The following is a 13,157-nucleotide window of genomic DNA, read 5'->3' on the forward strand; positions in this document are numbered from 1 at the left end:
GCGGAAGCACCGCAAAACAAAACGGCCCTGACATTGTCAGGGCCGTTTGCGCATTCGACTGCCCGTCAGCGCGCGACGCGCTCCGGTCCAAGGATCAGGTCTTCGACATCGTGATGTTGACGCCGCGGATCTCGCCCTTGGAGGAGATCTGCACGACCTGCTTGTTGCCGCTGGTCCTCAGGGTGATGCTGGCGGCGAAGCCGGCGGCCTGCACGAACACGTCGATCTGGCCGTTGCCGGCGGTGCCCTGCAATTCGCCGTTCACGTTGCGGCTGGATTCGCTCCAGTTGCCGGAGATGCGGTCGCCCTGGCTGGTGACGTCACTGGACAGGAGGAACTTGTAGCTGTCGCTGGCGCATTGCAGGCTCTGCTTCAGATTGGCGCCGGCCACCTTGTAGCTGGCCTTGCAGCGGATGCGCTCGGTGGTGCCGTCCGACAGCGCGACCGTGCCGTTGCCCGACCACGAGCCGTCGAAGCCGGCGAAGGGGCCCGACTGAGCCTGAACTGCGGTCGCCGCCACGAACAGTGCCGCTCCGAGACCGGCGGCCTTGATGACGTGCCCCGAGAAAGATGAGCCGAACAGTTTCATATCGAGTTTCCCATCCAAAATGACACCGCTGTGTCGGCGTATGCCGCCGCTTCGAACACTTGGTGTTCTCGCCGAAGGTTAGGTTCAAATGACGGCCGGTCGGGCGCTGCGACCGGATGCCATGATGCCCGCCGACGCCGTGCGACCGGTCGGCGCCGAATGGTCGTCCTCGCAAGACGGCTGCACGCAAGCCGCCTCGACGGCGCTGCATCTAACGGTCCGCGCGGCATGCTTGCAACAGCCAAATGCGAAAAACGTGTTCCGAGAATAACGCCCTAGTATCAACGCCTTGTTTGTGCCAAAGCTGTGATCTCCGAGCTTGATCCGCTCGGGATCATAGGGCGCAAATTTGGCCGCATTTGGCAGCGTACCTCCGGCGCTGGGGGGCTTGCGGTCCTTGCCAAACCAAACAGGTGTTTCCCGGGCAGCATCGGCGATCCGGGAGGTCTCCTCCGCTGTCAAAATGAAGGAACACGATGCGTAAGATTTTCCTGGCACTTTCCCTGCTGTCGTCGGTGTCCGTTTCCACCGGTGCGTTCGCGCAAGGCCGCGGCGGCACGCCCGAAGAGCAGGCGGCCTGCACGCGTGACGTTCAGAAGTTCTGCCGTGCCGTCATCGATCAGGGTGACTTCACCATTCTGGCGTGCCTCAAGGAGAACCGGCCCAAGATCAGCCCGGCCTGCGACCAGGTTCTGAAGACCCACAACCAGTAAGCGGTTGCCGTTCGGAACGGTTGTTTCCGAACTCCCTTGGTTAACGACCGCCGGCCCGCCCCTCAGGGGAGGCCGGCGGTTCGGTCCTATGGACTGCCCGACATCGATTGCATTGGTTTTGGCGGGATCTTCGCCTATATGGGGCGAGCAATCCGTTCGCATGAGCGAAGCGGCGGGCATTGTTTTCGGTAGCGCCCTTTCAACCTGATAGCTGTTTCGTCCATGACCACCGCGAGCGATTTGCGATCCGGCAAGACACACCGGGACGAGAACTTTCCGGTGGCGTCGTGGATCATCCGTCCCGAGCACCGGGCGCTGATCCTCGCCTTCTACAATTTCGTGCGCACCGCCGACGACATCGCCGACCATCCGAGCCTGCCGGGCGACGAGAAGCTGGGGCTGCTCGATCTGCTCGAAGCCGAGCTGACCGGGACCGGCGAGACCCAGGACGTCGCCGTCAGCCTGCGCCGGGCGCTCGCCGAGCGCGGCATGCCGCCCCGGCACGCGCTCGATCTGCTGGTTGCCTTCCGGATGGACGTGACCAAGCTGCGCTACGAGAACTGGGACGAGGTCATCCACTACTGCCGCTACTCGGCGATGCCGGTCGGACGCTTCATGCTCGACGTGCACGGCGAGTCCACCGCGACCTGGCCGGCCTCGGACGCGATCTGTGCGGGCCTGCAGATCAACAATCATTTGCAGGACTGCGGCAAGGACTACAAGGCGCTCAACCGCGTGTATCTGCCGCGCGATGCGCTGGCGGAAGCCGGCGCGACCGTCGAGATGCTCGGCGAGGCCAAGTCGCCGCCGCCTCTGCTGACCTGCCTGCAGAAGCTCGCGGTGCGCAACGCGGCGCTGCTCGATGAGGGCAGGGACCTCAACAGCGGCGTCAAGGATTTCCGCTTCGGACTGGAGATCGCCGTGATCCAGGCTTTCGCCGACCGCATCGTGGCGTTGCTGAAGGTGCGCGATCCGCTGAGCGAGCGCGTGCACCTGTCGCCCGTCGGCATGCTCGGTCTCACCTTCACGTCGGTCATGGGCGAGATCGGCCGCCGCGTGGCCGGGCGTCATCCCGTCACCAAATCGGCAGCCGGCGCATGACCCTCGAGGCAACCGCAGACAATATCGATCACGGCACGGCAGCCTCCGGCAGCTCGTTCTATGCCGCCATGCGCATCCTGCCGCGCGCCCAGCGCGACGCGATGTTCCAGGTCTACAGCTTCTGCCGCGAGGTCGACGACATCGCCGATTCCGACGGCCCGCGGCCCGAGCGGCTGGCGGCGCTACAGAAATGGCGCGACGACATCGACGCGCTGTACCAGGGCAACCCGCCGCCGCGGCTGCGCGACTATGTCAGCTCGGTGAAGACCTTCGGGCTGAAGCGCGAGGACTTCCTCGCCATCATCGACGGCATGGAGATGGACGTGCCGCAGGAGATCCGCGCGCCCGATCTCGCGACGCTCGACCTCTACTGCGATCGCGTGGCGAGCGCGGTTGGCCGGCTCTCGGTGCGCATCTTCGGCATGCCCGAGGAGGACGGCATCCTGCTTGCCCATCATCTCGGCCGCGCGCTGCAACTCACCAACATCCTGCGCGACATCGACGAGGACGCGGCGATCGGCCGGCTGTACCTGCCGCGCGAGGCGCTGCTGTTCGCCGGCATCACCGGCGACGATCCGGTCAAGGTCACGCAGGAGCGCGCGCTGCCGAAGGTCTGCAACTCGGTTGCGGTCAGGGCCAAGACGCATTTCGAGAAGGCCGACGAGATCATGCGGCGAAATCGCCGGCGCGCCGTGCGGGCGCCGCGGATCATGTCAAAATACTATCGTGCCGTGTTCGACCTCTTGCTCGAGCGAGGCTTCGCGCTGCCGCGCGAGCCCGTCCGCGTGAGCAAGCTCACGAAGATCGGCATCATCCTTCGTTACGCAATCATCTGATGCAGAAGACAGCTCACATCATCGGCGCCGGCGTGTCCGGCCTTTCCGCCGGCGTGCGGCTCGCCAATGCGGGCTACATCGTCCATGTCCACGAGGCGACGCAGCAGCTCGGCGGCCGCTGCCGGTCCTATTACGACGCCGCGACCGACCTGGTGATCGACAACGGCAACCATTTGCTGCTGTCGGCCAATCATCACGTGCTGTCCTATGCCCGCGCGATCGGCTCGGAAGCGGGGCTGGTCGGGCCGGAGAAGGCGCAGTTCGCCTTCGTCGACATCCGGAGCGGCCAGCGCTGGCTGCTCGATCTCGGCAACGGCCGCCTGCCGCTGTGGGTGTTCGACGAGGGCCGCCGCGTGCCGGATACCAAGCTCGGCGACTACCTCGCGCTGTCGCCGCTGATCTGGGCCGGTACGTCCAGGACGATCGGCAGCACGATTCCCTGCAAGGGTACGCTGTATGACCGTCTGGTGCAGCCGCTGCTGCTTGCGGCGCTGAACTGCGATCCGCCGGAAGGGTCGGCGGGGCTGGCCGGCGCCATCGTCCGCGAGACCTTGCTCGCCGGCGGCCAGGCCTGCCGGCCGCTGATCGCGCGCGACGGCCTGTCGGGCGTGCTGATCGATCCGGCCGTGAAATTCCTGGAAGGCAAGGGCGGCAGCGTGCGGATCGGCCGCGAGCTGCGCGGCCTCGACGATGCGGGTGGTCGCGTCACCGGGCTCAGGTTCGGCGGCGATGAAACCGTCGCGCTCGGTCCGTCCGATGTCGTGGTGCTCGCCGTGCCGCCGCGGCCGGCGATGGCCCTGCTGCCGGGGCTCACGGGGCCGACGAAATATCGTGCCATCGTCAATGCCCATTTCCGCATCACGCCGCCGCGCGATGCACCAGCTCTGCTCGGGGTTGTCGGCGGCCTGGTCGAGTGGCTGTTCGCCTTCCCGCAGCGGCTCTCGGTCACCATCAGCAATGGCGATCGCCTCGTCGACATGCCGCGCGAGGAGCTCGCCGCCGCGATCTGGACCGACGTCTGCAAGGCCGCCGGCATCACGGCCGAGCTGCCGCCGTGGCAGATCGTGCGCGAGCGTCGCGCCACCTTCGAGGCGACGCCCGAGCAGAACGCGCTCCGACCGGGAGCGAAGACGGCGTTCGGCAATCTCGCTCTGGCGGGGGACTGGACCGATACCGGCCTGCCGGCAACCATCGAAGGCTCGGTGCGCTCCGGCGACCGCGCTGCGAATCTCCTGCTCGGGCACGGCTGACCGGCGCAGGGGCGGCCGAATCTGGCCGCGCCGTCATGCCGCCTGCCGTGAGTCTCACATTTTCGTGGCGTGGTTCTTGCTTAAAGTTCCACGCCCGGTGGCACCGGCGCAATCTGTTCCAGGGCGGAACAGGGATCGGCGGGGCCAAATGGCAACACCGGGCAAAAAACGCATCAGGTGCCGGTGCAGTGCGGCGCAAACGGGGTTTCCTCGCGGATTTTTTCTGCGTAATCCTCGGTTTGTTAAGGCCTTTCCGCTCTGGCGCCGCCGTGGCTGAGGCTTTGGAACAAGAGACGGAGACGTCGGATCACGCGACGTCCGAGAAGGTGTCAGGGGTCGGATTGTGAAGTTGGGGATGGGGGACGACACGTCCGCGGATCGCCCGATTGATTCGCGGCCGGTCTTGGTCGTGACGGGCTTGGTGCAGGAGGCCCGGATTGCTGCCGGGCCCGGCATGATGGTGATCTGCAGCTCGAGCGACCCCAGGCAGTTGCGCTCGCTGCTCACCGTGTTCGATCCGACTTCGATCCGTGGCGTCGTCAGCTTCGGCGTGGCCGGCGGTCTCGATCCGAGCCTCAAGGCCGGCGACATCGTCGTCGCCACCGAGGTGACCGCCGGCGATGCCCGCTGGCTGTCGGGCCTGTCGCTGCGCGAGGAGCACATCGCCCGCGCCGCCCTGAAGAAGCGCCGCGTCGTGCGCGGCGTGCTCGCCGGGGCCGAAGAGGTGGTGGTGGCCCAGGCCCGCAAGGCGGCGCTGCGCATGAAGACCGGCGCGGCCGCGGTCGACATGGAGAGCCACATCGCCGCCGCCTATGCCGCCGAGTACGGGCTGCCGTTCGCGGCGCTGCGGGTGATCTCCGATCCCGCCCATCGCACCCTCCCGTCGCTTGCCAAGGACGCCATCAAGCCCAACGGCGACATCGACCTGCCGATGATCCTGCGCGGCGTCGCCCGCAATCCGGCCGTGCTGCGCGGCCTGGTGTCGACGGGCATCGAGTTCAATCGCGCCCTGCGCTCGCTGCGCGGCGCCCGCGACCTGCTGCTGAGCGGCATGCTGGCGGCTGAGCATTTCCTCGAGACCGAGACGCTGGCCGCTGCCGAGGCGTGAGCCGTTTGCTCGTCGCGGAGCGTAACGTCCATTCCGATCCGCAGATCAGTTCAATGAAAAAGGCCGCCGATCACTCGGCGGCCTTTTGATTGATCAGAGCGTGAAGATCAGGCGGCCGTCGAGGCCTTCTGCTGCGCCTCGATCGCCTCGTCGTGACGGATCTCGGAGAGGCGCTTCTGCACCTCCGACGAGAACACGTATTGCGCCGGGCGCTGCTTGGAGAGGTCGATCTCCGGCGCCATCGGGCCTTCGGTCTTGATGCCGCGCAGCGACACGAACATCGCCTTGATCGGGTTGGTCAGCGCCGCATTGGCGGCGGTCGCCTCGTAGCCGCAATGCGCCATGCAGTCGGCACACTTCTCGTACTTGCCGGTGCCGTAGGAGTCCCAGTCGGTGGTCTCCATCAGCTCCTTGAAGGTCTTGGTGTAGCCTTCGCCGAGCAGATAGCAGGGCTTCTGCCAGCCGAAGATGTTGCGCGCAGGCATGCCCCAGGGGGTGCACTCGAACTCCTGGTTGCCGGCCAGGAAGTCGAGGAACAGACCGGAATGCATGAAATTCCACTTCTTGCCCTTGCCGAGCTTGAAGACGTCGCGGAACAGCTGCTTGGTCTTGGTGCGGTTGAGGAAGTGCTCCTGGTCCGGGGCGCGCTCATAGGCGTAGCCGGGCGACATGGTGACGCCGACGCCGAGCTCGGTGGTGAAGTCCAGGAACTTGGCGATCTCCTCGGCGGGGTGGCCGTCGAACACCGTGGCGTTGACGTTCACCGTGAACCCGCGCGCCTTGGCGGCCTTGATCGCGGAGACGGCGCGGTCGAACACGCCCTTCTGCGACACCGCCTTGTCGTGATGCTCGCGCAGGCCGTCGAGGTGCACCGAGAAGAACAAATACGGCGACGGCTCGAACAGGTCGAGCTTCTTCTCCAGCAGCAGCGCGTTGGTGCAGAGCGAGACGAATTTCTTGCGGGCGACCAGGCCGCGCACGATCTCGCCGATCTCCTTGTGGATCAGCGGCTCGCCGCCGGGGATGGCGACCATCGGCGCGCCGCACTCGTCGGCCGCGTCCCAGCACTCCTGCGCGCTCATGCGGCGGTTGAGGATCGCGTCGGGATAGTCGATCTTGCCGCAGCCGGCGCACGCCAGGTTGCAGCGGAACAGCGGCTCCAGCATCAGCACGAGCGGATAGCGTTTCCGGCCGAGAAGCTTCTGCTTCATCAGATAGGCCCCGATACGCAGTTCCTTATGGAAGGGGATTGCCATTACGTCTCTTCTTTCTGGACCAAACGAGGACCGATCAGCCCGCGACCAATTCGGCCGGCAGGCGGAATTCGATGTTTTCTTCCCGCCCCGGGACCACCGCGACCTCGACCGGTCCGATGCGCCGCAGGGCTTCGATGACGTCGTCGACGAGAACTTCGGGAGCCGAGGCGCCGGCGGTGATGCCGACGGCCTTGGCATCCTTCAGCCAAACCGGATCGAGCTCGCTGCCATCAGCGATCAGATAGCTTGCGACCCCGGCCTCGGTGCCGATCTCGCGCAGTCTGTTCGAGTTGGAGCTGTTGGCGGCGCCCACCACCAGGATGACGTCCACCAGCTTGCTTAAGTCCCTTACCGCAGATTGCCGGTTCTGTGTCGCATAGCAGATATCCCGGATATCGGGACCTTGAAGGTCTGTAAAGCGGGCTTGGAGGGCTAAAATGATGTCTCTTGTGTCGTCCACGCTGAGCGTGGTCTGGGTAATATAGGCCAGCGGGGTATCGACCGGCAGGGGCAGGGTGGCCACATCGGCCACGTTCTGCACCAGGTGGACCGGGCCGGGAACCTGGCCCATGGTTCCCTCGACTTCCGGGTGGCCGGCATGGCCGATAAGTACCAGGGTACGGCCTTTGGACATGTAGCGCTTGCCCTGGTTGTGGACCTTCGTCACCAGCGGGCAGGTGGCATTGAGCACCGGCAGCCCGCGGGCGGCCGCTTCCTCCTCCACCGTCCGGGCGACGCCGTGGGCGCTGAACACGGTGACGGCGCGCGGGGGGACCTCGGAGAGGTCCTCGACGAAGATGGCGCCCTTGGCCTTCAGGCTCTCGACCACGTGCTTGTTGTGGACGATCTCATGACGCACATAGACCGGCGGGCCATACTTCTCCAGCGCGCGCTCCACGATCTCGATCGCACGCACGACTCCAGCACAAAAACCGCGCGGCTGCGCGAGATACACCTGCATTGGACGTCCAGCCACATTGCCTCACTTTCGACCTGGCACCTCCGTGCGTGCGACAGGGTTGCAATAATCGCACCAGCGAATGCCCAATGGCCCGCCACACGGATGGAAACGCAGGGCTTTGTGTCAAAAATCGAGCGAAGAAGAAAGCCGGTCTGCAAGCGGCTCGCATGTGACACGTCGCACACAGCCCGCGACAGGCTGCCGGTAATTTGGTAATTATAAATTAGATCAATCAATTGAGTTGGTTATGCTCTCACTCGTTCGTCACTTTACCGCCGAGAACAGCCGCTATATCAGCCGCCCCGACGGTTCCGTGCATCGTTCGACCTGATCCGCCGTCGACGGACCATCCTCGTCTTCAAGGTTGGGCCAGGCCGGGTCGGGGCGCCGCTCAGGATGTGTGCGTCCGGGGCTCGCCCTGATCGGGGAACTCCGCCATGAAGCGGACGTTTCCGCCCAGCTCTCTAAACATTAGAAAGTCACGAAGTGCTGACCACGTTTGTCGTCTCGATCGTCAAGGCCTGCACCCGGTTTGCCTGGCCGACATTGATTGCGGCCCTGCTGCTCTCCGTAGGCGCGGGCTTCTATACGGCGCGTCATTTCTCCATCAATACCGACATCAACAAGCTGATTTCGCCCGAGCTCGACTGGCGCAAGCGCGACCAGCAGTACGAGCAGGCCTTCGATCGCGATCGGATGATCCTGGCGGTGGTCGAAGCGGCGACGCCCGAGATGACAGGTGTGGCGGCCGATGCGCTCGCCAAGAAGCTCAAGGGCGACACCGCGAACTTCTCATCGGTCGAGCTGCTCGGCGGCGGCGAGTTCTTCGCCAGGAACGGCCTGCTGTTCCTGCCGACCGAGGAGGTCAAGCAGCTCACGGACCAGTTCGCGGCGGCGGCACCGCTCGTCGAGATCATGGCCGGGGACCCCTCGATCCGCGGCCTGACCGGTGCGCTGGAGACCGGCCTTGCCGGCGTCAAGCGCGGCCAGGTCAAGCTGGACAATGCCGCACGGCCGTTCGACTACATCTCCCAGACGGTGGAGACCGTGCTCGACAAGGGCGATGCGACCTTTTCCTGGCGCCAGCTGATCTCCGACAAGCCGCTCGAAGACAGCGACAAGCGCGCCTTCATCCAGTTCAAGCCGATCCTCGACTACCAGGCCCTGGAGCCCGGCAAGGCCGCCACCGATGCGATCCGGCAGGCCGCGGCCGAGCTCGATTTCCCCAACCGCTTTCACGCGCGCGTGCGGCTGACCGGTCCGGTGCCGATCGCCAACGAGGAATACGCCACCGTGCAGGAGGGCGCCGTCGTCAACGGCATCGGCACCGTGGTCGTCGTGCTGATCATCCTGTGGCTGGCGCTGCATTCGGCCAAGATCATCTCGGCCGTGTTCATCAACCTGTTCATCGGCCTCGCCCTCACCACGGCCGTTGGCCTGATGATGGTCGGCTCCCTGAATCTGTTGTCGGTCGCGTTCGCCGTGCTGTTCATCGGCCTGGGCGTCGATTTCGGCATCCAGTTCAGCGTGCGCTACCGTTCCGAGCGCTTCAAGAACGACAATCTGCCGGAGGCGCTGGCGGAAGCTGCGCGCCGCTCCGCGGTGCCGCTGTCGCTCGCGGCGATGGCGACGGCTGCCGGCTTCCTGTGCTTCCTGCCGACCGACTACAAGGGCATCTCCGAGCTCGGCGCCATCGCCGGCGCGGGCATGATCATCGCGTTCCTGTCGTCGATCACGGTGCTGCCGGCCTTGCTGAGGATTCTCAATCCGCCCGGCGAGAAGGAGCCGGTCGGCTACGCATTCCTGGCGCCGGTCGATCATTTCCTGGAGAAGCACCGGGTGCCGATCATCGTCGGCACGCTCGGCCTGGTCGTCGCCGGCCTGCCGCTGCTCTACTACATGAAGTTCGACTTCAACCCGATGAACCTGCGCAATCCGCGCGCCGAGTCGATCGCGACCTATCTCGACCTGCGAAAGGATCCGAACACGGGCGCCAACGCGATCGACGTGCTGACGCGCTCCGAGACCGAGGCCAAGGCGATCGAGGCCAAGCTCGAGAAGCTCCCCGAAGTGGCGCGCGTGATGTCGCTCGACAGCTTCGTCCCCGAGGACCAGCCGGCCAAGCTGAAGCTGATCGCGCAGGGCGCGAAGGTGCTGGGGCCTGCGCTCAATCCGGATCAGGTCGATGCGGCGCCAAGCGACAAGGAGAATGTGGACGCCCTGAACTCGACTGTCGACAATCTCCGGCGCACCGCGGGCGAGATCAGTGGGCCGGGCGCGGTGGCGTCGCGGCGGCTCGCCGACGCGCTTGCCAGGCTCGCGGGCGCCAGCGAAGCGGTGCGCAACAAGGCGCAGGCGGTGTTCGTCGAGCCGTGGAAGATCACGCTGGCGCAGCTCAGCGCCACCCTGCAGGCGCAGCCGGTCAGCCTCGCGAACCTGCCACCGGAGCTGGTGTCGCAGTGGAAGAGCAAGGACGGACTGATTCGGGTCGAGGCGCAGCCGAAGGGGGATCCGAATGACAACGACAATCTCAGGCGATTTGCCAACGCGGTGCTGACGGCCGAGCCCAATGCGATCGGCGGGCCGGTGTCGATCCTGAAGTCAGGTGACACGATCGTGAAGGCATTCATCCACGCCGGCATCTACTCGCTGGTCGTGATCAGCCTGCTGCTGTGGGTGACCTTGAAGCGCTTCACCGACGTGCTGATGACGATCGTGCCGCTGCTGGTCGCAGGCGCCGTGACGTTGGAGATCTGCGTGCTGATCAAGCTGCCGCTGAACTTCGCCAACATCGTCGCTCTGCCGCTCCTGCTTGGCATTGGCGTCGCGTTCAAGATCTACTACGTGGTGGCGTGGCGCGGCGGCCGCACCAATTTGCTCCAGACCAGCCTGACCCGGGCGATCTTCTTCAGCGCACTGACGACGGCGACCGCATTCGGCAGCCTGTGGCTGTCGAGCCATCCCGGCACGTCCAGCATGGGCAAGCTGCTGGCGCTGTCGCTGGTCACCACGCTCGCCGCCGTGCTGCTGTTCCAGCCGGCCCTGATGGGCAAGCCTCGCGAGGTCAAGGAGCAAGAGGGCTCTTGATCACCGAATAGAAAAAGCGGCCGATCTCTCGGCCGCTTTTTTGTTCGGGTGACGGACGCCAATTAGCGGGCGCGCGCAATATCGGGCAGCAGGCAGATATCGCCGACCTGGTCCGCGGGCTTGTGTCCCGGCTTGGCCGATGCGGTTGCGCCGCTGCCGACGCCGGTCGTCGTCTTGGCCGCCGGGGCAGGGGCCGGCGCGATTGGTTTCTGTGTACCTTTGGCCATGCTGTTCACGGGGCTCGACGGGATCGGCGGAGCAACCCGCGTCCAGGTCTCGCCGCCGCACAGGAAGCCGAGCACGCAGCCCTTGATCTCCAGGTGATCGGGGTCGACCGGCGTGATGGTGGAGCTGTAGAGCTGCCCATCCTTGGCGTTGTAGACTTGGCCTTCCCACGCGTCTGCGCCGGGCTTCTTCTTCATGTCGATCAGGATCGGCATGCCGAGCGTCGGCCGGCTCTGGCGGGCCGGATCGGGGTTGTTGCTGTCGCGTCCGCCCGGGGTCTTCTCCCAGGCCACGACGCCCCACATGCTGCCATTACATTGTGCGACTCGGATGTTAGCGACGCCGTCGGCGACCCGCCAGTCGCCGGTGGGGTCGGCCGCGAGCGCGGAAGAAATTCCTGCTGCGAACACTACTGCGGAGTATGCTAGTGTCGTCGACATGAGATATCTAAGGCGATGCAACATTGGCAGAAACCCGTGCTTGCTTTGATGGTGCGAATGAGGGCAAAACGCCGCATTGCGCGTTTTCAGTTGACGTCACGTCCATCAACCGAAGTATGTAGCCGATGCTAAAACCCAATCTAGACGTTTCCGAGATGTTTGTGGAGCGCCAAGCGCAGCGCAGCACGATGCACTCTCGGCATCTGAACGAGCAGCTTGTCCGCGTTCTAAAGACGATTGGATATGATGTTGGGTTCCAGAAGGGACAAGGGCAATATCTCTACGATCGTGATGGCGCCCGTTATCTTGATCTGCTCAGCGGTTTTGGCGTCTTTGCAATCGGCCGCAATCATCCGACGCTGCGTGCCGCGCTGAAAAGCGTCCTCGACACCGATCTGCCGAATCTCGTTCAGCTCGACGTCTCGACCTTGGCGGGCGTTCTTGCCGAGCGGCTGCTGGAATATGTCCCGTATCTGGACAAGGTGTTCTTCGCCAATTCCGGCGCCGAGACGGTGGAAGCCGCGATCAAATTCGCGCGTGGCGCGACCGGCCGGCCCGGCATCGTCTATTGCGGGCACTCCTATCACGGTCTCACCTACGGCGCGCTGTCGCTGACCGATGATTCGAACTTCCGCAACGGCTTCGAGCCGCTGCTGCCGGGCTGCACGGCGATCCCCTTCAACGATCTCACCGCGCTCGAGCAGGCGCTGTCGTCGCGCGAGATCGCAGCGTTCATCGTCGAGCCGATCCAGGGCAAGGGCGTCAACATGCCCTCCGACGAGTTCCTGCCCGGCGCCGCGGCGCTCTGCAAGAAATACGGCACCATCTTCATCGCCGACGAGATCCAGACCGGCATGGGCCGCACCGGGCGGTTCCTGGCGGTGGAACATTGGAACGTCGAACCCGACATGGTGCTGCTGTCGAAGGCGCTGTCCGGGGGCCATGTTCCGGTCGGCGCGCTGCTGACGCGCAAGCAGATCTTCGACAAGATCTTCAACCGCATGGACCGCGCTGTGGTGCACGGCTCGACCTTCGCCAAGAACGACCTCGCGATGGCCGCCGGCATTGCCACGCTCGAGGTGATGAAGGCCGAGAAGCTGGTGGAGGCCGCCGCCAAGCGCGGCGCCGAGCTGCGGCTGGCGCTGACGCGGATGGTGCCGGGCTACGAGCTGCTCAAGGAAGTGCGCGGCAAGGGACTGATGATCGGCGTCGAGTTCGGTCCGCCGAAATCGCTGCGCCTCAAGGCGTCGTGGACCATGCTGGAGAGCGCCAACAAGGGCCTGTTCTGCCAGCTCATCACGGTGCCGCTGTTCAAGGATCACAAGATCCTGACCCAGGTCGCCGGCCACGGCTTGCATACGATCAAGCTGCTGCCGCCGCTGACCATCACCGAAGAGGACTGCGCCTGGATCGAGCGCGCCTTCGACGACGTCATCGCGCAGAGCCACAAGGTCCCCGGCGCGATCTGGTCGCTCGGCAAAACCCTGGTCGACAACGCGATCCGCAAGTCCGCGTGATGTTCGCGTCGGGTGGGCAAAGGCGCGTGGCGCCGTGCCCACCGCTTCAGTTCGTCTCCGGACAGACCGTGGGC

11 protein-coding genes are annotated in these 13,157 nt (G+C 65.2%); 7 read left to right on the plus strand and 4 right to left on the minus strand.

Annotated features, from left to right (window positions below):
- Positions 1-94 precede the first annotated feature (94 nt).
- Positions 95-589: a hypothetical protein gene (locus QX041_RS02335; protein ID WP_315714895.1), complete on the minus strand. Its 495-nt coding sequence runs from the start codon at positions 587-589 to the stop codon at positions 95-97.
- Positions 590-1,065: 476 nt separating this feature from the next.
- On the opposite strand from QX041_RS02335, the gene QX041_RS02340 reads away from it, so the two are divergent.
- From QX041_RS02340 to QX041_RS02360, 5 genes are all read left to right on the plus strand, one after another.
- Positions 1,066-1,302, plus strand: a complete 237-nt coding sequence (locus QX041_RS02340) for a hypothetical protein (protein ID WP_315714894.1) — start codon at positions 1,066-1,068, stop codon at positions 1,300-1,302.
- 222 nt (positions 1,303-1,524) lie between these two features.
- Positions 1,525-2,403 carry a squalene synthase HpnC gene (gene hpnC / locus QX041_RS02345; protein ID WP_315714893.1) on the plus strand — a complete coding sequence of 293 codons (879 nt, stop codon included), beginning with the start codon at positions 1,525-1,527 and terminating at the stop codon, positions 2,401-2,403.
- Positions 2,400-3,239, plus strand: coding sequence for a presqualene diphosphate synthase HpnD (hpnD, locus tag QX041_RS02350; protein WP_316164399.1), 840 nt, complete (start codon positions 2,400-2,402; stop codon positions 3,237-3,239). The genes hpnC and hpnD overlap by 4 nt, the downstream gene beginning before the upstream one ends.
- Positions 3,239-4,489: a hydroxysqualene dehydroxylase HpnE gene (gene hpnE, locus QX041_RS02355; protein ID WP_316164400.1), complete on the plus strand. Its 1,251-nt coding sequence runs from the start codon at positions 3,239-3,241 to the stop codon at positions 4,487-4,489. The genes hpnD and hpnE overlap by 1 nt, the downstream gene beginning before the upstream one ends.
- Before the next feature lie 343 nt (positions 4,490-4,832).
- Positions 4,833-5,597, plus strand: a complete 765-nt coding sequence (locus QX041_RS02360) for a phosphorylase (RefSeq protein WP_409977888.1) — start codon at positions 4,833-4,835, stop codon at positions 5,595-5,597.
- 107 nt (positions 5,598-5,704) lie between these two features.
- Here the strand turns inward: QX041_RS02360 and hpnH are convergent, their stop codons facing one another.
- Together hpnH and ispH are read right to left on the minus strand one after the other, a co-directional pair.
- Positions 5,705-6,853, minus strand: coding sequence for an adenosyl-hopene transferase HpnH (gene hpnH, locus QX041_RS02365; protein ID WP_315714889.1), 1,149 nt, complete (start codon positions 6,851-6,853; stop codon positions 5,705-5,707).
- A 34-nt stretch (positions 6,854-6,887) separates the two neighbouring features.
- Entirely contained in the window at positions 6,888-7,814 is a 927-nt protein-coding gene (gene ispH, locus QX041_RS02370) for a 4-hydroxy-3-methylbut-2-enyl diphosphate reductase (RefSeq protein WP_315714888.1), read from the minus strand.
- Between the two features lie 486 nt (positions 7,815-8,300).
- Here ispH and QX041_RS02375 point away from each other — a divergent pair, with 486 nt between their 5' ends.
- Complete coding sequence (locus tag QX041_RS02375) at positions 8,301-10,901, plus strand: MMPL family transporter (protein WP_316164401.1); 2,601 nt, start codon at positions 8,301-8,303, stop codon at positions 10,899-10,901.
- A 62-nt stretch (positions 10,902-10,963) separates the two neighbouring features.
- Here the strand turns inward: QX041_RS02375 and QX041_RS02380 are convergent, their stop codons facing one another.
- Positions 10,964-11,590, minus strand: a complete 627-nt coding sequence (locus QX041_RS02380; protein WP_409977889.1) for a DUF2147 domain-containing protein — start codon at positions 11,588-11,590, stop codon at positions 10,964-10,966.
- Positions 11,591-11,691: 101 nt separating this feature from the next.
- Here QX041_RS02380 and hpnO point away from each other — a divergent pair, with 101 nt between their 5' ends.
- The gene (gene hpnO / locus QX041_RS02385; protein ID WP_316164402.1) at positions 11,692-13,083 is read left to right on the plus strand and encodes an aminobacteriohopanetriol synthase HpnO; all 1,392 of its coding nucleotides are present in this window, start codon (positions 11,692-11,694) and stop codon (positions 13,081-13,083) included.
- The last annotated feature ends 74 nt before the right edge of the window (positions 13,084-13,157 follow it).

The organism is Bradyrhizobium sp. SZCCHNRI2009 (genome assembly GCF_032485115.1).
In the GTDB taxonomy this organism is placed as follows: Bacteria; Pseudomonadota; Alphaproteobacteria; order Rhizobiales; family Xanthobacteraceae; genus Bradyrhizobium.

Coding starts and splice junctions, on each gene's coding strand:
- QX041_RS02335 (WP_315714895.1), bottom strand. CDS start 589: ATGAAACTGTTCGGCTCATCTTTCTCGGGGCACGTCATCAAGGCCGCC.
- QX041_RS02340 (WP_315714894.1), top strand. CDS start 1,066: ATGCGTAAGATTTTCCTGGCACTTTCCCTGCTGTCGTCGGTGTCCGTT.
- hpnC (WP_315714893.1), top strand. CDS start 1,525: ATGACCACCGCGAGCGATTTGCGATCCGGCAAGACACACCGGGACGAG.
- hpnD (WP_316164399.1), top strand. CDS start 2,400: ATGACCCTCGAGGCAACCGCAGACAATATCGATCACGGCACGGCAGCC.
- hpnE (WP_316164400.1), top strand. CDS start 3,239: ATGCAGAAGACAGCTCACATCATCGGCGCCGGCGTGTCCGGCCTTTCC.
- hpnH (WP_315714889.1), bottom strand. CDS start 6,853: ATGGCAATCCCCTTCCATAAGGAACTGCGTATCGGGGCCTATCTGATG.
- ispH (WP_315714888.1), bottom strand. CDS start 7,814: ATGCAGGTGTATCTCGCGCAGCCGCGCGGTTTTTGTGCTGGAGTCGTG.
- QX041_RS02380 (WP_409977889.1), bottom strand. CDS start 11,590: ATGTTGCATCGCCTTAGATATCTCATGTCGACGACACTAGCATACTCC.
- hpnO (WP_316164402.1), top strand. CDS start 11,692: ATGCTAAAACCCAATCTAGACGTTTCCGAGATGTTTGTGGAGCGCCAA.